Origin of the sequence: Streptomyces sp. RKAG293 (assembly GCF_023701745.1) — a bacterium.
GTDB lineage: Bacteria > Actinomycetota > Actinomycetes > Streptomycetales > Streptomycetaceae > Actinacidiphila.
The window spans coordinates 5,076,146-5,094,514 of record NZ_JAJOZB010000001.1; the positions used below are offsets into that span (position 1 = coordinate 5,076,146).

The window sequence follows — 18,369 nt, forward strand, 5'->3', positions numbered from 1 at the left end:
TAATGGTCACTTGCGACCGGGGGAGATTACCGTGGACAGGTGAGGAGGCGCCAGGGGATTTCCATTAGGCTCGGGCCATGGCTGCTGCGTACAAGCTGATCCTCCTCCGCCACGGCGAGAGCGAATGGAACGCTAAGAACCTGTTCACCGGCTGGGTGGACGTCAATCTGAACGAGAAGGGCGAGAAGGAGGCGGTCCGGGGCGGCGAGCTGCTCAAGGACGCCGGCCTGCTCCCCGACGTCGTCCACACCTCGCTGCAGAAGCGTGCGATCCGCACCGCGCAGCTCTCCCTCGAAGCCGCGGACCGGCACTGGATCCCGGTGCACCGCTCCTGGCGGCTCAACGAGCGGCACTACGGTGCGCTCCAGGGCAAGGACAAGGCGCAGACCCTCGCCGAGTTCGGCGAGGAGCAGTTCATGCTCTGGCGCCGGTCCTACGACACCCCGCCGCCGCCCCTCGCGGACGGCACGGAGTTCTCGCAGAGCGACGACCCGCGCTACGCGTCGATTCCGAGCGAGATCCGTCCCCGCACCGAGTGCCTCAAGGACGTCGTCGAGCGCATGCTGCCGTACTGGTACGACGGCATCGTCCCGGACCTGCTGGCCGGCCGCACCGTCCTGGTCGCCGCGCACGGCAACAGCCTGCGCGGTCTGGTCAAGCACCTCGACGGCATCTCCGACGCCGACATCTCCGGTCTGAACATCCCGACCGGCATCCCGCTCTCCTACGAGCTCGACGCCGACTTCCGCCCGCTGAACCCGGGCGGCACCTACCTCGACCCGGACGCCGCGAAGGCCGCCATCGAGGCCGTCAAGAATCAAGGCAAGAAGAAGTAGCGAAGGACGCCGGACGCGCGAAGGGCCCCACCCGGATCCGGGTGGGGCCCTTCGTCCCGCTAGGGGTGGTCGTCAGGGCCTCAGGAGGTGCAGCCGCCGCATTGGCAGGCGCCGCCGGACTGGCACCCGCACCCGCAGCTCGCACCGCAGCCGCACGCTCCGAGCACCGGCAGCTGTACCCGCACGAGCTGCGGGGGACGGTCGAGTGACGGCTGGTCCCGGATGGTCGGCGGGGTGGGGGAATCCTGCATAAGTACCCTCCTCGGCTGGGCTACCGCACGCAGTCGAAGCCGCCACGTGCGGGCGCATCAGCACCCATTGAACGCGCCCGGAGGCGGGCGCATCAACGGCGCGCGGAGGCACGGCAGGGCGCGGGGCGGGACCGTTCGGGCCCCCCGCCCGACGGTCCCGAACCCCGGACCTTGATCCGTTCGGCCGTCAGACCCCGTCGACCTGCGTCGCGGGCGGCGTCAGCTCGTCGGCGTGCTCACCGGTGACCAGGTAGACGACGCGCTTGGCGACCGATACGGCGTGGTCGGCGAACCGCTCGTAGTAGCGGCCGCACAGGGTCACGTCGACCGCCGTCTCGATGCCGTGCTTCCAGCGGTCGTCCAGCAGGTGCTGGAAGAGCGTGCGGTGCAGCTCGTCCATGCGGTCGTCGTCCGCCTCCAGCTGCAGCGCGTCGTCGACGTCCTTGGTGACGATGACCTCGGCGGCCTTCGCCATCAGGCGCTGCGCGAGCTGGCCCATCTCCAGGATGGTGCTGTGCAGGTCGTTCGGTACGGCCGACTCGGGGAAGCGCAGCCGGGCCACCTTCGCGATGTGCCGGGCGAGGTCGCCCGACCGCTCGATGTCCGCGCTCATCCGCAGGCTGGTGACGACGATGCGCAGGTCGGTGGCGACCGGCTGCTGCCGGGCCAGCAGGGTGATCGCCCGTGCTTCCAGGTCGCGCTGCAGCGCGTCGACCTTCTCATCGGCCGCGATCACGCTCTCGGCGATGTTCAGGTCCGCGTCCAGCAACGCGGTGGTGGCCCGGCCGATGGCGGATCCGACGAGCCGGGCCATCTCGACCAGCCCTTCACCGATCGAGTCGAGCTCCTCGTGATATGCGTCCCGCATCGCTGTCCTTCCGTCCAAACAGAGGCGTCTCCTCCACGCTCCCACGCTGATGGGCGTACGCGTACCGCTCGAGCATCCCGAGTGAATCAGCGCCTACGTCAAGGTGAACTCTTGGCAACGGGCGTTCGAGAGGTAGCTCTCAAGGCTGTGGAGCACCCCTTATGGCCGCCTAACCTGGGGGTATGGACGTGAACGCGGCTCTTGCCGCAGCCAGTGCGATAGCCGGTCTGTGTACCGGTGTGATCGCTGTGCTCGCGTTCCGCTGGAGTGAGCGGGAACAAGCCCGCCCCACCCGCACGGCCCTGCGACCCGATGGCGCCGGCGTACTGCCGCCCGGAGTGGACACCGTCCTCTCCGTACTGCGTTCCTCGGCGGTCGTCCTCGATGAGGGCGACACGGTGGTCAAGGCCAGCTCGGCGGCGTATGCCCTCGGACTGGTCCGCGGCGGCCGCCTGGCCGTCGACCAGATGCTGCAGATGGCCCGTGAGACCCGGCGGGACGGCGAGATACGCCAGGTCGAACTGGATCTGCCACGAAGAGGAGCCGGTCGCGGCGAGGGCCTGGCGGTCTCCGCCAGAGTCGCACCGCTCGGCTCCCGGCTGGTCCTCCTCCTCGTGGAGGACCTGACCGAGGCCCGCAAGATCGAGGCCGTACGCCGTGACTTCGTCGCGAACGTCAGCCATGAGCTCAAGACCCCGGTCGGCGCGCTCTCACTGCTCTCCGAAGCCGTGATGGACGCTTCCGACGACCCAGAGGCCGTCATCCGCTTCGCAGGGCGGATGCAGATCGAGGCGACCCGCCTCACCAGCCTCGTCCAGGAGATCATCGATCTCTCCCGGGTCCAGAACGACGACCCGCTGGACGACGCGGAACCGGTCGACGTCGACGATCTCGTCGCCGAGGCCATAGACCGCTGCCGCCACCAGGCGAACGCCAAACAGATCACCATGGCCACCGGATCCGCCCCTGACCTGCACATCTGGGGCAACCGCGGCCAGCTCGCGGCAGCTCTCGGCAACCTCGTCGAGAACGCCGTCAACTACAGCCCGGCCCGCACCCGCGTAGGGATAGCCGGCCGTCGGATCCCCTCCCCGGGCGGCGACCTCATCGAGATCTCGGTCACCGACGCCGGCATCGGCATCTCGGAGAAGGACCGGGACCGGATCTTCGAGCGGTTCTACCGCGTCGACCCGGCGCGCTCCCGCGCCACCGGCGGCACGGGTCTGGGCCTGTCCATCGTCAAGCACGTGGCCGCCTCGCACGGCGGGGAGGTCACCGTGTGGAGCGCCGAGGGACAGGGCTCCACCTTCACCCTGCGGCTGCCCGAGGCCGGCGTGGCACGCGATCACGCCCTGCTCGGCACCGAACCGGAGGACGACGAGTCCCCCGGTGGCGGGGGCCGCCCCGCCGGAGACCAGCAGTTCTACGAGAACTATTCCGATCACATCCCTGCCCCGGAGGTCCTTCCGTGACCCGTGTACTCGTCGTAGAGGACGAAGAGTCCTTCAGCGACGCGCTGTCGTACATGCTCCGCAAGGAGGGCTTCGAGGTCGCCATAGCCGCGACCGGGCCCGACGCGCTGGACGAGTTCGAACGCAACGGCGCCGACCTGGTACTGCTCGACCTCATGCTGCCGGGCCTGCCCGGCACCGAGGTCTGCCGCCAGCTCAGGCTCAAGTCCAATGTCCCGGTCATCATGGTGACGGCCAAGGACAGCGAGATCGACAAGGTCGTCGGCCTGGAAATAGGCGCTGACGACTACGTGACGAAGCCCTTCTCCTCCCGCGAGCTGGTGGCCCGCATCCGGGCCGTCCTGCGCCGCCGCGGCGAGCCGGAGGAGCTGTCCCCGGCCGCCCTGGAGGCCGGCCCGGTACGGATGGACGTCGACCGCCACGTGGTCACCGTCTCCGGCGGAAAGGTCGACCTCCCGCTCAAGGAGTTCGACCTGCTGGAGATGCTGCTGCGCAACGCGGGCCGCGTGCTGACCCGTATGCAGCTCATCGACCGGGTGTGGGGCGCCGACTACGTGGGCGACACCAAGACGCTCGACGTCCACGTCAAGCGGCTGCGCGCCAAGATCGAGCCGGACCCGGGCGCGCCGCGCTACCTGGTCACGGTCCGTGGCCTGGGCTACAAGTTCGAGCCGTAGCCTCGCCGGCGGGCCGTTCCGCGGACCCGCCCGCTTCCCCGCACATCACGACGGGCCCGGCAGCACACGCTGCCGGGCCCGTCGTCGTGCGCGGATCGCGCGGTCAGCTCTTGGTCGGCGTGGCCGTACCGGTCGGCGTGCCCGTCCCGGTGGCGGTGCCCGTGGGGGTGGCCTTCCCGCTGTTCTCCGGGGTCCCGGTGGACGTCGGAGTGGTCTTGGCGGACGGCTCGGCGGCCGGCGACGGGGCGCTGCTGGGGCCGTACTGCTCGTAGTAGCCGGCGGCGGGCAGCACGTTCGCATCGAGGGCGACCTCACCGGTCGCGCTGAACGTCAGCGCGATGCGCTGGAAGTCGCCGTCCTTGAACGCCTCGTTGCTGTTCGGGATCGTCGCGGCGGCGTTGCCCTCCCCGCCGAGCAGCACCGAGCCGTGCGCCGGGACGGTGACGGTCTTGCTGCCGGCGGTGCCGGACAGGGTCGCCGTCAGGGCGTCGCCGACCTTCAGCGACTGGAGCGTCTGGTCACCGTTTCCGTTGTTGTAGATGCGGGCCGAGACCGACGCGGGGCCGGAACCGGCCTTCTCCGTCAGGATCACGGCGTTCTGCACCTGGATGTCGCCGACGGTGGTCGCGGCATTGTCGGGGCGGACCTCGTGCGTCTGCGCGTTGTTGCCGGCGCCGCAGGCGGCGAGCGGGGCAATCGAGAGCGCGAGGGCGGCGGCGAGGGCACCGCGTCGAAGGCTGCTGCTCACGGCGGCGGCATCTCCTAGACAGGTAGGGAAGATCTTCCAGCGGGCTTACATTACTCAGCCTTCGTCCCGCCTCCGCACCGGGCCGCCCCTCGGCGGGGCGGTCTCACCCGACCGGGGTGGCCGGGATTGCATTCCGGCATTCCGCCACGGGATTCCGGCGGACCGGGCAAGATCCATTTATCGTGCACCGATCGCGTCCGTTCCGCGACTTCGGAAAATTGGATCATCGCGTCAACGAGGTCCGAACGGAGTAGCGAAGATCCACTCTTCGGAGATCGACAAATGGGGATGTAACACCCCTTCCGTCGGCGCGCCGTTGGGTGTAACGGGTGCGTTTCACCCCCGTCGTATACCGGCTCCGACCTGCGAATACCCCTGCTCGGTACGCCCCTCCAGCACGTTCCGGTAGGGGTTGTCAAGCCCCGAGATATGCCCTGACCTGCGAAAACGCCATTCAGAAGAGGCCGTTCACGTGTTACCCTGGATAGCCACGGAAGGGGTACCTGTCACATGACGTTCAAGGTTGGCGACACCGTGGTCTATCCCCATCACGGGGCCGCGCTGATCGAGGCTATCGAAATTCGCCAGATCAAAGGCGTGGACAAGACCTACTTGGTGCTCAAGGTCGCCCAGGGCGACTTGACGGTACGCGTACCCGCGGACAATGCGGAGTTCGTCGGCGTGCGCGACGTGGTCGGTCAGGAGGGGCTGGACCGGGTCTTCGAGGTGCTTCGCGCGCCGTACACCGAAGAGCCGACCAACTGGTCCCGCCGCTACAAGGCAAATCTGGAAAAGCTCGCCTCCGGCGATGTCATCAAGGTCGCAGAGGTGGTCCGCGACCTGTGGCGTCGTGAGCGTGAGCGCGGGCTGTCCGCCGGCGAGAAGCGCATGCTCGCCAAGGCGCGGCAGATCCTGGTCAGCGAGCTCGCGCTCGCTGAGAACACCAACGAGGACAAGGCCGAGGCTCTGCTCGACGAGGTCCTCGCGTCCTGACGCGAGTTCTGCCGCGGTACCCGGTTCCGGCCGGGTGCTGCGGCATGCTTGTGTCCTGACGCGGATCGTTGATCGTTCTGTTCCGCTGTTACCGCTGTTCACCGTCTTCTGCTTTTGTTCTGCTCCGACGTCTCGGCGTGCGCAACCCTGCGGACTTCTCACGGAAGGGGTCCGCAGCGTCACACGTTGAGCCGATACCCACCTCGGCCAAGGACACAAACCTCTGAGTACCGCAGCTGTCATCCCCGCCGCCGGAAGAGGCGTCCGCCTCGGCCCCGGCACCCCCAAGGCGCTGCGCTCCCTCGGCGGCATCCCGATGCTGGTGCACGCCGTGCGCGCCATGACCCGCTCCCGCGCCGTCTCCCTCGTCGTCGTGGTCGCGCCGTCCGACGGTGTGGCCGAGGTCCAGGCCATGCTCGACAGCCACGGGCTGCCCGAGGGCAAGGACATCCGGATCGTCGCCGGCGGCGGGACCCGCCAGGAGTCGGTCCGGCTCGGCCTGGCCGCGCTCCCCGAGGACGTCGACATCGTCCTCGTCCATGACGCCGCGCGCCCGCTGGTGCCCGTCGAGATCGTCGACGCGGTCGTGGCCGCCGTACGGGACGGGGCCCCGGCCGTCGTTCCCGGACTGCCGCTCGCCGACACCGTCAAGCAGATCGACCCCGGCACGAACGTCGTCACCGGCACGCCCGAGCGCGCCCTGCTGCGCGCCGTCCAGACCCCGCAGGGCTTCCGGCGGGACGTGCTGGCCACGGCGCACGCGACGGTGCCGGGCGACGGCGAGGGCGCCACCGACGACGCGGGCATGGTCGAGCGGACCGGCGTCCAGGTCGTGGTCGTGCCCGGCCACGAAGAGGCCTTCAAGGTGACCAGGCCGCTGGACCTGGTGCTCGCCGAGGCCGTACTCGCCCGCAGGAGGGCCACCGATGGCTTCTGAACCGAACCCGCTCCCGTCACTGCGGCTGCCGCTCGTCGGCATCGGCACGGACGTGCACGCCTTCGAGGCCGGCCGCGAACTGTGGTGCGCGGGCCTGTACTGGCCGGACGCCGGTGACGGCCTGGCCGGCGACTCGGACGCCGACGTCGCCGCGCACGCGGCCTGCGACGCGCTCTTCTCCGCGGCCGGGGTCGGCGACCTCGGCGCACACTTCGGCACCGGACGGCCCGAGTGGGCCGGAGCGTCCGGCGTCACGCTGCTCGCCGAGGCGGCCCGCATCGTCCGCGAGGCCGGCTTCGAGATCGGCAACGTCGCGATCCAGGTGATCGGCGTCCGCCCGAAGATCGGCAAGCGGCGCGACGAGGCCCAGAAGGTCCTCTCCGAGGCGATCGGCGCCCGCGTCTCGGTCTCCGGCACGACGACCGACGGACTCGGCCTCACCGGCCGCGCCGAGGGCCTGGCGGCCATCGCCACCGCGCTGGTGCTGCGGGCGGACCCGGCCCGGGTGGTCTGAAGCGGGCCTCCGCGGGGCTGATCCAGTGCTGGATCCGGAGCCGGTTCCGGACCGGATTCCGGGTCCGACCAGGCCTTGAGGGGGCTACCCCCGCAGGCAGGAGCCACGTCCGGAAGATCGTCCGGCCCGCTCCCCCCCGGCAACCCGCGCGGAGCGCACTTGGCACGGCGTTTCGCCCACTACCCTTGTTGGCGTGACTATTCGCCTGTACGACACCAGCGCTCGGCAGATCCGTGATTTCACCCCGCTCACGCCGGGCTGTGTCTCGATCTACCTCTGCGGTGCCACCGTGCAGGCGGCCCCGCACATCGGGCACATCCGGTCGGGCCTGAACTTCGACATCATGCAGCGCTGGTTCGCCTACCGCGGCTATGACGTCACCTTCATCCGGAACGTCACCGACATCGACGACAAGATCCTCTGGAAGTCGGCCGAGCAGCGCCGCCCGTGGTGGGCGATCGGCTACGAGAACGAGCGGGCCTTCAACAGCGGCTATGACGTGCTGGGCTGCCTGCCGCCCACCTACGAGCCGCGGGCGACCGGCCACATCCCCGAGATGGTCGAGATGATGCGCGAGCTCATCGACCGGGGTCACGCCTACGTCGCCGACGGCAACGTCTACTTCGACGTGCGCTCGTTCCCCGACTACCTGTCGCTGTCCAACCAGGACCTGGACCAACTGCGTGGGGCCCAGGACGTCGTCGAGACCGGCAAGCGCGACCCGCGCGACTTCGCCATGTGGAAGTCGGTCAAGCCCGGCGAGCCCTCCTGGGAGACCCCGTGGGGCCGCGGCCGGCCCGGCTGGCACCTGGAGTGCTCCGCGATGGCCCACAAGTACCTGGGCACCGCGTTCGACATCCACGGCGGCGGCATCGACCTGATCTTCCCGCACCACGAGAACGAGATCGCCCAGGCCAAGGCCTTCGGCGACGACTTCGCCGCCTACTGGGTGCACAACGCCTGGGTCACCATGAGCGGCGAGAAGATGAGCAAGTCGCTCGGCAACTCGGTGCTCGTCTCCGAGATGGTCCAGCGCTGGCGCCCCATCGTGCTGCGCTACTACCTCGGCACCCCGCACTACCGCTCGATGATCGAGTACAGCGAGGAAGCACTGCGCGAGGCGGAGTCCGCGTTCGCGCGCATCGAGGGCTTCGCGCAGCGGGTCGTCGAGAAGTGCGGCCCGGTCGCGCCGGCCTCCGAGGTGCCGATCTCGTTCGGCGAGGCGATGGACGACGACCTGGGCGTCCCGCAGGCGCTGGCCATCGTCCACACCTCCGTCCGGCAGGGCAATTCGGCCATCACGGCGGACGACAAGGAAACCGCGATCGCGCGTCTGGCCGAGGTCCGTGCGATGCTCGGTGTACTGGGACTGGACCCGCTCGACGAGCAGTGGGCCGGCGGCGGGCACGGTGACGACCTGCACGGCGTCGTGGACTCACTCGTCCGGCTGGTGCTGGAACAGCGGCAGGCGGCCCGGGAGCGTAAGGACTACGCGACCGCCGACGCCATCCGCGACCAGCTCCAGCAGTCGGGGCTGGACATCGAGGACACCGCGTCCGGACCCCGGTGGTCGCTCGGCTCGCGCTGAGCGCGTCACCGTGCCCGAGCGCGTCACCGTGCCGTCCGCCGGCGTACCAGACCCGTCCGCCGTACCAGCTCCGCCCGAACAGCCCAGTCCCCATATACGTCAGTACCTTTTCAGCAGCGAAGAAGTGAGAGTGCCCCATGGCCGGGAACAGCCAGCGCAGGAACCGCCGTACCTCCAACAAGAAGGGCATGAAGGTCGGCACCGGCGGTCACCGGCGTAAGGCTCTGGAGGGCAAGGGCCCGACCCCGCCCGCCTCGGACCGCAAGGGCCACAAGAAGAACCGCGTCGCGAAGGCCGTGGCCAAGCGGACCGTCTCCTCGCAGTCGCGCCGCCCGTCGGGCCGTGGCGCGAAGTCCACGGCCGAGCTGGTCGTCGGCCGCAACTCGGTGGTCGAGGCGCTGCGCGCCGAGATCCCGTCGACCGCGGTCTACGTCCAGCAGTACATCGACACCGACGACCGGGTGCGCGAGGCCATCAAGCTCGCGACCGACCGCGGTGTCCCGCTCATGGAGGCCGCGCGCCCCGAGCTGGACCGGATGACGAACGGCCTGAACCACCAGGGCATGGTCCTGCAGATCCCGCCGTACGAGTACGCGCACCCGGAAGACCTGCTGGAGACCGCCGCCAACAGCCACGAGGCCCCGCTGATCATGGCGCTCGACGGCATCACCGACTCGCGCAACCTCGGTGCGGTCGTCCGTTCCATGGCCGCGTTCGCCGGTCACGGCGTCGTCGTCCCCGAGCGCCGCGCGGCGGGTATGACCGCCGGTGCGTGGAAGACCTCGTCGGGCGCCGCCGCCCGCGTCCAGGTCGCCCGCGCCACCAACCTGACCCGGACGCTGGAGGCCTACCAGAAGGCCGGTCTGGTCGTCGTCGGCCTCGCCGCCGACGGTGCGACGGACCTGCACGAGCTGGACGCGCTCGCCGGTCCCGTCGTGATCGTCGCCGGTTCCGAGGGCAAGGGCCTGTCCCGCCTCGTCGGCGAGACCTGTGACTTCCTGGTGCGCATCCCGATGCCGGGTGGCGCGGAGTCCCTCAACGCGGGCGTCGCCGCCGGCATCGTCCTGTACGAGGCGGCCCGCCGCCGCGCGTGACCCCCTGGCCGCCGCGCGTGACCCCTTGCGGGTGACTTCTTGCGGTGACTTCTTGTGGGTGACGTCACGTGCGCGGTTGTTCGTGCGTGACCGACCTGCGTGGACGCCGACGTGGACCCGGTCCGGATCACTTCCGGACCGGGTCCCGATCTTTTCGGGTCGGCCCCGCATCCTTCCCGGCCAGCGCCCCGATGCTGTTGATCTTGACGGGTCTCGGACATCCATCGGTGCGTCGGCAGTGTCCTAAACGTCTGTCACTCGGTTAGTGGAGTGTGGACACCAGAACACCCCGCACTCCTACGGGGGGTGGGACGCCCGGGTTCGACGAACCTGCCCTGAGCATGCTCAAGGTCCCGAGCGACCCGGCCCAGGTCATCGTCAACCACGCGAGTTTCCGCGTCCGGCTCGGCGTGACCTCGGCCCGTGCCCTGAGCCTCGACGAGACCGCGCGGATCCCCGTCATTCCCAGCTCCGTCAGGCGACGGGCCGCACCAGTGGTGTGGTCCGGCCGGACCGAGCCCGGCGACCCGGCTGCCGGCCGGCTCCTGCAGGCGGTCCGCCACGCGGGCCACGCGGGCGCGGAATCCGGCTCCGGACGCTCCGGCCCCGACACGCCCGCCGGCTCGACGCAGCTGCTGCCGCGGATCGACATCGACGAGGCGGCGACGCCAGGCGTCGTCGGCCCGCGCATGCCGGAACCCGAGCTGCTGCGCGGCGTCCGGCCGGCCCGTGGCGCCTTCGACGACGACTACGACGGCTACGACGACCAGTTCGGTGACGGGCGCGGTGACGGCCGTGGCAAGGGCCTCGCGGCCGGACCCGGCGAGAAGGACGGCATCCGGCGCGGCCGCAATGCCGAACCGATCCGGCACGCCTGGTACCCCGGGCACCGGATGAACCTCGGCGTCGTCCTGCTCCCGCTGCGCGTCTTCCTCGGCTTCATCTCGGTCTACGCCGGCATGAGCAAGCTCTGCGACCCCGTGTACTTCGACGGCGGCGAGCGCGGCTCGATGGTCAAGTGGCTCACGTCACTGCACCCGTGGGCCGCCGCGGCGCCGCTGCGCGACCTCGCGCTCACCCACCCCGTGGGCGCCGGGCTGACCATCGCCTTCCTCCAGGTCATCGTCGGCGTCCTCACGATCTGCGGGCTGTGGCAGCGGGTCGCCGCGTCCCTCGCCGCCGCGCTCTCCGTGGCACTGCTGGTGACGGTGACCTGGCGCACGGTCCCGGTCTACGACGCGCCGGACTTCATCTACCTCGCCGCCTGGAGCCCGCTGATCATCGCGGGCGCCCCCGTATACTCCGTGGACGGCCGCCTCGCGGGCGAGGCGTGGCGGCGGCTCGGGCCGCGCGCCGAACTGTGGGACCTGCGCAGGCGGGTGCTGCGCCGCGGTGTGGTGCTGGCCACGATCTTCGTCGGCCTGACGCTGCTGTGCGGATCGGTGCTGGGTGCCGCGGTGCGGTCGTCCAGCACGCACACGGACGTGCCGACCCCGGCGCGCATCCCCGTCAACAACCTGCCGGGCACGCCGCTGCCCGAGGTGTCGGGCACGGCCACCCCCGGCAAGCACAAGCCCACCCCGAAGCCGTCGAAGTCCGCCGGCGCCAACAAGAAGAAGCCGTCCAAGTCGCCCTCGGCGTCGCCGAGCAGCACCCACAAGAGCGGCAGCACGGGCAGCGGCAGCGGCAGCAGCAGCAAGCCGCGCGAGTCCTCCTCGCGGCCGACGCAGCCCAGTTCCCCGCACCAGTCGCACCGTCCGACGACGTCCCCGACGACCAGCAGCGGTACCGTCCACGACCCGATCGGCGGCCTCCTGGGCAGCGGATCGCCCGCCGGCCTGCTGCTCGGCCGGTCCGGTCCGGTCGGCGACGGCGGAGGCACCGGCGGCTCGGCCTGACGGGTCGGGTTCGCAGGACGACATGGCGGTGGCCCGCACCCTTCGGGGGTGCGGGCCACCGCCATGTGCGTAGGAGGGCCTGTGGGCGCCGTGGAGGGAAGCGGGCGGCCAGGACGGCCCGGAGGTGGTGGAACGTGCGCAAGGGCCGCAGCAGCCCGCTCAGCGCCGCGGCGGCTGGCTGAGAGCCACGCTCAACCAGCGCTGCGGCGGCTGGCTGAGAGCCACGCTCAACGGTTGAGAGCCGCGTTCAACGGCTGAGGGCGGCCAGCTCCTTGGCGGCCTCGGTGAGGTCCTTCGCCGTGTCGATGGCCCGCCAGTACGCGCCCTGCGGGATCGGGAAGCCGGCGAGGCGGCGTTCGCGCGCGAGCCGGGGGAACGTGGTGCGTTCATGGTCGCCGAGGTCCGGCAGCAGCCCGGTGAACTCCGGATCGAAGACGTACACGCCCGCGTTGATCAGGAACGGGGAGGGCGGCGCCTCGATGAAGTCCAGGATCTGCCCGAACTCGTTGGTCTCCACGGCGCCCCACGGGATCCGGGGGCGGGCCAGCGCCAGCGTGGCGACCGCGGCGCGCTCGTGGTGGAACGCGGCCATCTCGCGCAGCGAGAAGCGGGTCCAGATGTCGCCGTTGGTGGCGTACCAGGGCTCGTCGGGGCGCGGGAGCGACGCGGCGGCGTACTTGAGCCCGCCGCCGCGACCCAGCGGTTCCTTCTCGACGACGGTGGTGACGTTCAGCGGCAACCGGGCCGCGTCCAGCCACTCCTGGAGCACTTCGGCGAGGTGGCCGCACGAGACGACGGCGTCGGTGACGCCCTCGGCGGCCAGCCAGTCGAGCTGGTGGCCGATGATCGGTGTCCCGGTGCCCGGGATCTCGACCATCGGCTTGGGACGGTCGTCGGTGTAGGGCCGCAGTCGCGACCCCTGCCCTCCGGCGAGGAGGACGGCCTGGGTCACGGTAGGAGCGCCGTTCGTCATGCTGGGCACCCTACGGGACCTCGAACTCGTGGATCTTGTGGATGTCGGGGAACTCGTGGATCCAGTGGATCTGGCCGATCTCGTGATGACGGCGTCCCCGGGCGGCAGGGGACGCCTGTCATGGTCAGTAGACGGAGGCGACGCCGGTCGCGAACGAGGTGTCGCACACCGGACGCGAGAAGGACTGGGCGCGGACCGGACCGTACTTGGCGACGGCGGCGCGGCCGAGCGACCGGGCGATCGAGGTGCAGTACTTTGCCAGTGACGGCCTGGTGGCCATCTCCGCCTGCAGGTCGGTCAGTACCGTGCTCGCGGACTTGTCCTGGAGCTCGTCCAGCAGTCGGGTGCGCAGCACCTCCTGCGGCTCCTTCGAGGACGGCACGATCTCCGGTTTGTCGTGCGAGGCCGTGAGCACCTGGGCCTCGGAGGCCGAGGTCGCCCACGGGACGCGGGTGACGGCGAGGGTCCCGGACAGCACGAGGACGACCGGGAGTACGAGCGCGAATGTCTTGCCGATGCGGCGAGCTACCTGGTTCACGCTCGCGATCGTAGCGATGGGTGATGATTTGGCGACATTTAGTCACCCTGCCGGGTGAGGGGAATCGCTGATACGGGTGCGGCCGGTTGACGAACAGGGTCGAAAGGACCGGTGTGTGCAGGTATTTGTCGACACCGGAATGATCGACGCGGACGCACCGCGGACGCACCGCCGACGCAACGCGGAACGGCCGCCCGCAGGTTGCGCGAACGGCCGTTCCGTACTGCTTATAAGCCCGGACTGATCGGTGCCCCGGACCGGCGTCAGTCGCTGAGGCGCTCGCCGGTGGAGGTCGAGAACACGTGGGCCTCGCCACCGCGCGGCACGACGTGCAGCACGGAGCCCTTCTCCGGGATCTCGCGGCCGCCGACCCGGATGACCAGGTCCTTGTGCTCGCCGCTGACCTCGGCGCTGCCGTAGACGAAGCCGTCCGCGCCCAGTTCCTCGACGACGTTGACCGTGACGGCCAGGCCGGCCGGCTCGTCCTTCGACAGCGACTTGGCCTCGCCGTTCACGATGTCGAAGTGCTCGGGACGGACGCCGACGGTGACCGTGCGGTCGCCCTTGTCGGCGGCGGCCGCGATGGCGTCGCGCTCGACGGCGACGATCGAGTTGCCGAACTTCACGCCGCCGTCCGTGATCGGGACCTCGACGAGGTTCATGGCCGGCGAGCCGATGAAGCCGGCGACGAACAGGTTCGCCGGGCGGTCGTACATGTTGCGGGGGGTGTCGACCTGCTGCAGCAGCCCGTCCTTGAGGACGGCCACGCGGTCGCCCATCGTCATGGCCTCGACCTGGTCGTGGGTGACGTAGACCGTCGTGACGCCCAGGCGGCGCTGCAGGCTGGCGATCTGCGTACGGGTCTGCACACGCAGCTTCGCGTCGAGGTTCGACAGCGGCTCGTCCATGAGGAACACCTGCGGCTCACGCACGATCGCGCGGCCCATCGCGACACGCTGGCGCTGACCACCGGAGAGCGCCTTCGGCTTGCGCGCCAGGTAGTCGCTCAGGTCCAGGATCTTCGCGGCTTCCTCGACGCGCTTGCGGATCTCCGCCTTGTTCACGCCGGCGATCTTGAGCGCGAAGCCCATGTTGTCCGCGACGGTCATGTGCGGGTACAGCGCGTAGTTCTGGAACACCATCGCGATGTCCCGGTCCTTCGGCGGCAGGTGGGTGACGTCGCGGTCACCGATGCGGATCGCTCCGCCGTTGACGTCCTCGAGACCCGCGAGCATGCGCAGGGAGGTCGACTTCCCACAGCCGGACGGACCGACCAGAACCAGGAACTCGCCGTCCCCGACCTCGATCTCCAGGCCGTCCACCGCGGGCTTCTCCGAGCCCGGGTAGATACGGGTCGCCTTGTCGAACGTGACAGTAGCCATAGCTGTTGCACCCCTCACCGGCAGGAACGTGCCGGACGATCCGAGTAAAGGAAGGATTGGTCTAGTCCGCCATATGCGAACTGACGGTGACGCTACCCGCCGCCTGCCCCTTTGTCAGTAGCCCCCGGTCCCCGACTTTCCCCACACCCGGCACCCCCCGCCTTGAGTACACTTCTCCTGGCCCCGCACCCGCACCACCGGCCGCGGACCCGTGCCCCCTTAGCTCAGCTGGCCAGAGCACCGCTCTTGTAAAGCGAAGGTCGTCGGTTCGAATCCGACAGGGGGCTCCCCGTACCACCCCGCCCGAGCCGCACCCAGTGGCCCCGCGGCTCTGCAGAAGCGCCACGGACGGCCCCGGACACCCTGTCCGGGGCCGTCTGCGTGCGCGGTGTCCGCCGGCCGTGGTTGTGCGAGGGCGTGGGGCCGAGGTGCCGTGGGTGCTCTGTTGGGGAAATCGGGGCGGGCGATTCGTGGCGTGTGCTAGATATTGATTTCTTCGTGTCGAACAGTTGATCGCATGGGCGTCGGCTGGGAGACGTCGGGCACCATCTGACACCCTGGCAGGAAGCTTCATGTCCTTGTCCTTACGCCGCCTGGCGGTGGCCGCCGTGGCCGGCGGCACTCTCGCAGCAAGTTCGCTGATCTGGGCGGGAGGCGCGCTCGCGGCTCCTGGGCCGGTCGTTTCCGTCGGCCAGCCGGATGAGCACGGGATGCCGGCCGCCGGGCTCACCGGCGGCGTCATCGCGGTACCGGTCTCCGTCAAGGACGCTCCCGGACCCGGGACGACGTGGGTCAGCTTCAGTCAGGCGACGCCCGGTGGTGAGCCCGAGCACCGGCTGGCCGGACTGCCCCGGGGTGTGAAGGTGGTCGTGCCCGCAGGGTGCACGAAGGATGCCGCCAGTGGGACCGAGCCCGACTCCTTCTCGTGTGTCACGGCGGCGGGCGACCAGACGTTCGCGTTCGGACTGGACGTCGCGGCCACCGTCCCCGACAGCACCTGGGTCCTGCCGCAGGCCAGTTACGGAAGTACCGGGGGTGGAGCTGAGTCCGACCCCAGCTTCGGCATGGTGCGGCTCTTCTCGGGCAACTCGGCCGCCACACTCACCCACAGCGGACTGCGTGATGTCCAGCCGGGCAAGTCCGTCGTCTACACCACCAAGTTGCGGGCCTCCCAGGCCGGTTCCGTCTACGAATTCATGAACTTCTCCGTCGGTCGCGACGAAGGAGGGTGGGGGCTGCCCTCCTGGGCTCATCTGAAGGTGAGCGCGTCATCCGCCCGCGCCTCGTGCAGGGTCCTGACACCCGCGGAGGCCAACGGGTCGCCCCTGGTCTCCTCCTGCGAACTTCCGGTGGGAGGCGACGTCACGGTGACGGAGACGCTGACCGTCGACGCCAAGGCGCCGGTCGGCGCCCGGTTCGCCCTGAACTCCGACTACGGCTCGGCGTACAGCGGCCCCGGTGCCGCACAGGCCTCCACGGGCTACGACTACATCTTTGTGGGCCACGATCTGTCGACCGGGCCGCTGAGCACGATCTCGGTGGGCGACATCAGCGTCCCGGCGGGCGGGAGCGCCGCGTTCCCCGTCACGGTGAACGCGGTCCAGGACGGATCGGTCCTGCTGGACCTGGGGCAGCGCGCCGACAAGAAGCACCCGGCGGCCCATGGCCTTCCGGCCGGGGTCACCGTGACACTGCCGGCCGGTTGCAAGGCCGGGACGGTCCCGGCCGATCCGGACGTCACCTGCCCGGTGCGCAAGGGGCGTAGCACTCTGACGTTCACGGTCCGCGCGACGGCGAAGGCGTCCCGGTCGGTGCAGGCCGTGCTGACGGCGATGGTCGTCGATCCGCGCTTCGAGCACCCGCAGGACCTGTCGACCGGAATGGTCCGGATCGTGGACCCCCGTCCCGCGGGCACGGTCCCGAACGGCGGCGTCAAGCCGTCCGCTTCCCCGGCCACGGGCGGCACGGAGTTGGCCGAGACCGGCGGTTCCGGTGACGCCACCGGATTCGCCCTCGGTGGCTCCGCGCTGCTGGCCGCGGGGGCCGCGGCTCTGGTCGTCGCGCGGCGGCGGAAGGCGCGCCACAACTGACGGATCCCGCTGAAGGCGGATCCGGGAACGGATCGAGGGGTCCAGCGCTTCGGCGCTGGGCCCCTCTCGCGTTCACCACGGCCGCCACCCGGGGCGCCACCCGGGCCGCCGCGAAGCGGTCAGCGGGTGAGGAGCGTGGCCAGTTGGGTGGCGAAGGCCGGGGCGTGGGGGAGGTAGCCGGCGTGGTTGCCCGGGAAGTCGGTGATGGAGATGCCCAGGCGGGTGGCCAGAACGGTGTTGGGGAGGTAGGGGAGGAAGCCGCGGGAGTCGCGGCCGCCGGCCAGGGCCAGTTGGGGGGTCACGGCGGCCAGGGCGGTCAGGTCCGGGAGGTGATTCGTGACCGGCAGGAGCTCGTGGGCCAGGAAGTGGTCGGTGTTGGCGGACATCCGGGTGACGAGGTCGCGGATCCGTGGGGGGAGCCCCGTGTGGGGCAGGGGGCCTTCGGTGTCCAGGCCCATGCGGGCGCCGAAGACCTCCATCGCGGGGCCGACGCCGTCGCGGAGGTAGATGGCGTGGACGTTCCTGAGGAAGGCGACGTGCTCCTCGGCGTCGGGGAGCACACCGAACAACGGGGGTTCGTGGGGGACGGCGATGCGGACGCGGTCCGGGTGCCGGGTGAGCAGGTCGAGGGCGACGATGGCGCCCGAGCTGCTGCCGAACACGTCGGCGGGCTCGTCGGTCAGGGCGGCGAGGAGGAGGCGGGCGTCCTCGCTGTCGGTTTCGACGCTCATGTCCTGCGGCGGGCCGTCCACCGGGCTGCGGGAGTTGCCGCGCCGGTCGTAGGTGACGACGGTGCAGCGGTCGGCCAGGGCTCCGGCGACGCCCTCGAAGACGCCGGCGTCGCCGGAGCCGCCGTGGATCATGAGCAGGACGGGACCGGAGCCGCGGATCTCGTAGTGGAGGGTGGCTCCGGGCACTTTGAGCGTGTCGGTCCTGGGCGCGTTCGTCGACGGCGCGTTCATCGGTCCTCCTGAGGCGTTCCGGGGTCCTGGCCGGCGCCGCCCGGATCCGTCAGGTCTTGGTGGCCCCTGGCGGATCCGGGCAACGACCCCACTGTGGCCCGCGTCACCGACAGGGCGCTGATACGCGGCCGACGCGAGCGTCCTGGACGGCGAAGGTCCCGTCCAGGCCCGTGAGGTGCAGGAGCTTGCGGAGGTGCGGGCGGACGCCGGTGAGGTGCAGCCGGCCGTGCTGTGCGCTGATGAGGTTGTGGGCGTGGACGAGTACCGATAGCCCGCGGCAGTCCATGAACGTGACGCCGGTGACGTCGATGACGAGGTCGGGAGGGTGGACGGCCCTGCCTCCGCCCCCGCCCCCGCGCTCCCTGCGGGCGAGTCCGTCCAGCCGTCGGCTGATGTACGGCGCGGCCATGAGGTCGATCTCGCCGTGGAGTTCGACGATCGGCGCGGTGCCGCGGGTGCCGGTGCGGATGTGGACGGCGAAGGCGGGGCTCGGGTGATCCGGGGGTATGAGATGCACGGGGGCTTCCTTCCGGTGAGGTTCCACGGGA

At 70.4% G+C, this 18,369-nt stretch carries 17 protein-coding genes and 1 tRNA gene; 11 read left to right on the plus strand and 7 right to left on the minus strand.

All coding sequences use genetic code 11. The features are described 5' to 3' along the window. Nucleotides 1-77: 77 nt before the first annotated feature. Nucleotides 78-836: a phosphoglyceromutase gene (locus tag LNW72_RS22620; RefSeq protein ID WP_250977072.1), complete on the plus strand. Its 759-nt coding sequence runs from the start codon at nt 78-80 to the stop codon at nt 834-836. 438 nt (nt 837-1,274) lie between these two features. Here the strand turns inward: LNW72_RS22620 and phoU are convergent, their stop codons facing one another. Continuing rightward, nucleotides 1,275-1,955 carry a phosphate signaling complex protein PhoU gene (phoU, locus tag LNW72_RS22625; protein ID WP_138354080.1) on the minus strand — a complete coding sequence of 227 codons (681 nt, stop codon included), beginning with the start codon at nt 1,953-1,955 and terminating at the stop codon, nt 1,275-1,277. 182 nt (nt 1,956-2,137) lie between these two features. Here phoU and LNW72_RS22630 point away from each other — a divergent pair, with 182 nt between their 5' ends. Together LNW72_RS22630 and LNW72_RS22635 are read left to right on the plus strand one after the other, a co-directional pair. Continuing rightward, nucleotides 2,138-3,427 carry an ATP-binding protein gene (locus LNW72_RS22630; protein ID WP_250977073.1) on the plus strand — a complete coding sequence of 430 codons (1,290 nt, stop codon included), beginning with the start codon at nt 2,138-2,140 and terminating at the stop codon, nt 3,425-3,427. Then, complete coding sequence (locus tag LNW72_RS22635; protein WP_138354082.1) at nt 3,424-4,104, plus strand: response regulator transcription factor; 681 nt, start codon at nt 3,424-3,426, stop codon at nt 4,102-4,104. The genes LNW72_RS22630 and LNW72_RS22635 overlap by 4 nt, the downstream gene beginning before the upstream one ends. A 103-nt stretch (nt 4,105-4,207) precedes the next feature. Here the strand turns inward: LNW72_RS22635 and LNW72_RS22640 are convergent, their stop codons facing one another. Continuing rightward, nucleotides 4,208-4,852 carry a DUF461 domain-containing protein gene (locus tag LNW72_RS22640; RefSeq protein ID WP_250977074.1) on the minus strand — a complete coding sequence of 215 codons (645 nt, stop codon included), beginning with the start codon at nt 4,850-4,852 and terminating at the stop codon, nt 4,208-4,210. 510 nt (nt 4,853-5,362) lie between these two features. Here LNW72_RS22640 and LNW72_RS22645 point away from each other — a divergent pair. The 6 genes from LNW72_RS22645 (at nt 5,363) to LNW72_RS22670 (ending at nt 11,876) form a co-directional block, all read left to right on the plus strand. After that, the gene (locus LNW72_RS22645) at nt 5,363-5,845 is read left to right on the plus strand and encodes a CarD family transcriptional regulator (RefSeq protein WP_033174074.1); all 483 of its coding nucleotides are present in this window, start codon (nt 5,363-5,365) and stop codon (nt 5,843-5,845) included. A 223-nt stretch (nt 5,846-6,068) separates the two neighbouring features. Beyond that, nucleotides 6,069-6,782 (plus strand): 2-C-methyl-D-erythritol 4-phosphate cytidylyltransferase, encoded by a 714-nt coding sequence (ispD, locus tag LNW72_RS22650; RefSeq protein ID WP_250980267.1) that lies wholly within the window; start codon nt 6,069-6,071, stop codon nt 6,780-6,782. Then, a complete protein-coding gene (ispF, locus tag LNW72_RS22655) occupies nt 6,772-7,296 on the plus strand; it encodes a 2-C-methyl-D-erythritol 2,4-cyclodiphosphate synthase (protein WP_250977075.1) in 525 nt (174 codons plus the stop codon). The genes ispD and ispF overlap by 11 nt, the downstream gene beginning before the upstream one ends. Before the next feature lie 193 nt (nt 7,297-7,489). Continuing rightward, entirely contained in the window at nt 7,490-8,884 is a 1,395-nt protein-coding gene (cysS, locus tag LNW72_RS22660; protein WP_250977076.1) for a cysteine--tRNA ligase, read from the plus strand. Between the two features lie 137 nt (nt 8,885-9,021). Next, the gene (gene rlmB, locus LNW72_RS22665; RefSeq protein WP_138354087.1) at nt 9,022-9,978 is read left to right on the plus strand and encodes a 23S rRNA (guanosine(2251)-2'-O)-methyltransferase RlmB; all 957 of its coding nucleotides are present in this window, start codon (nt 9,022-9,024) and stop codon (nt 9,976-9,978) included. Nucleotides 9,979-10,319: 341 nt separating this feature from the next. Further along, nucleotides 10,320-11,876: a DoxX family membrane protein gene (locus LNW72_RS22670; RefSeq protein ID WP_250977077.1), complete on the plus strand. Its 1,557-nt coding sequence runs from the start codon at nt 10,320-10,322 to the stop codon at nt 11,874-11,876. A gap of 247 nt (nt 11,877-12,123) precedes the next feature. Here LNW72_RS22670 and LNW72_RS22675 read toward each other — a convergent pair whose 3' ends face one another. From LNW72_RS22675 to LNW72_RS22685, 3 genes are all read right to left on the minus strand, one after another. After that, on the minus strand, nt 12,124-12,849 hold the full coding sequence (locus tag LNW72_RS22675; protein WP_138354089.1) for a nucleotidyltransferase family protein: 726 nt from the start codon (nt 12,847-12,849) through the stop codon (nt 12,124-12,126). Nucleotides 12,850-12,973: 124 nt separating this feature from the next. Further along, nucleotides 12,974-13,387: a hypothetical protein gene (locus LNW72_RS22680; RefSeq protein WP_138354090.1), complete on the minus strand. Its 414-nt coding sequence runs from the start codon at nt 13,385-13,387 to the stop codon at nt 12,974-12,976. A gap of 263 nt (nt 13,388-13,650) precedes the next feature. Then, nucleotides 13,651-14,769, minus strand: coding sequence for a sn-glycerol-3-phosphate ABC transporter ATP-binding protein UgpC (locus LNW72_RS22685; RefSeq protein WP_250977078.1), 1,119 nt, complete (start codon nt 14,767-14,769; stop codon nt 13,651-13,653). A gap of 213 nt (nt 14,770-14,982) precedes the next feature. Between LNW72_RS22685 and LNW72_RS22690 the strand changes: the two genes are divergently transcribed. Together LNW72_RS22690 and LNW72_RS22695 are read left to right on the plus strand one after the other, a co-directional pair. Then, nucleotides 14,983-15,056, plus strand: a tRNA-Thr gene (locus tag LNW72_RS22690). Nucleotides 15,057-15,341: 285 nt separating this feature from the next. Continuing rightward, nucleotides 15,342-16,859: an LPXTG cell wall anchor domain-containing protein gene (locus tag LNW72_RS22695; RefSeq protein WP_250977079.1), complete on the plus strand. Its 1,518-nt coding sequence runs from the start codon at nt 15,342-15,344 to the stop codon at nt 16,857-16,859. Between the two features lie 119 nt (nt 16,860-16,978). Here LNW72_RS22695 and LNW72_RS22700 read toward each other — a convergent pair whose 3' ends face one another. Together LNW72_RS22700 and LNW72_RS22705 are read right to left on the minus strand one after the other, a co-directional pair. Further along, nucleotides 16,979-17,821, minus strand: a complete 843-nt coding sequence (locus LNW72_RS22700) for an alpha/beta fold hydrolase (RefSeq protein ID WP_250977080.1) — start codon at nt 17,819-17,821, stop codon at nt 16,979-16,981. 103 nt (nt 17,822-17,924) lie between these two features. Beyond that, the gene (locus LNW72_RS22705; RefSeq protein ID WP_250977081.1) at nt 17,925-18,338 is read right to left on the minus strand and encodes an STAS domain-containing protein; all 414 of its coding nucleotides are present in this window, start codon (nt 18,336-18,338) and stop codon (nt 17,925-17,927) included. Nucleotides 18,339-18,369 lie beyond the last annotated feature (31 nt).

Bases quoted from the DNA above. Each gene is read 5' to 3' on its own strand.
- LNW72_RS22685 (WP_250977078.1), bottom strand. From the start codon at position 14,769: ATGGCTACTGTCACGTTCGACAAGGCGACCCGTATCTACCCGGGCTCG.
- LNW72_RS22695 (WP_250977079.1), top strand. From the start codon at position 15,342: ATGTCCTTGTCCTTACGCCGCCTGGCGGTGGCCGCCGTGGCCGGCGGC.
- LNW72_RS22675 (WP_138354089.1), bottom strand. From the start codon at position 12,849: ATGACGAACGGCGCTCCTACCGTGACCCAGGCCGTCCTCCTCGCCGGA.
- rlmB (WP_138354087.1), top strand. From the start codon at position 9,022: ATGGCCGGGAACAGCCAGCGCAGGAACCGCCGTACCTCCAACAAGAAG.
- ispF (WP_250977075.1), top strand. From the start codon at position 6,772: ATGGCTTCTGAACCGAACCCGCTCCCGTCACTGCGGCTGCCGCTCGTC.
- LNW72_RS22630 (WP_250977073.1), top strand. From the start codon at position 2,138: ATGGACGTGAACGCGGCTCTTGCCGCAGCCAGTGCGATAGCCGGTCTG.
- phoU (WP_138354080.1), bottom strand. From the start codon at position 1,955: ATGCGGGACGCATATCACGAGGAGCTCGACTCGATCGGTGAAGGGCTG.
- LNW72_RS22645 (WP_033174074.1), top strand. From the start codon at position 5,363: ATGACGTTCAAGGTTGGCGACACCGTGGTCTATCCCCATCACGGGGCC.
- LNW72_RS22670 (WP_250977077.1), top strand. From the start codon at position 10,320: ATGCTCAAGGTCCCGAGCGACCCGGCCCAGGTCATCGTCAACCACGCG.
- LNW72_RS22620 (WP_250977072.1), top strand. From the start codon at position 78: ATGGCTGCTGCGTACAAGCTGATCCTCCTCCGCCACGGCGAGAGCGAA.
- LNW72_RS22700 (WP_250977080.1), bottom strand. From the start codon at position 17,821: ATGAACGCGCCGTCGACGAACGCGCCCAGGACCGACACGCTCAAAGTG.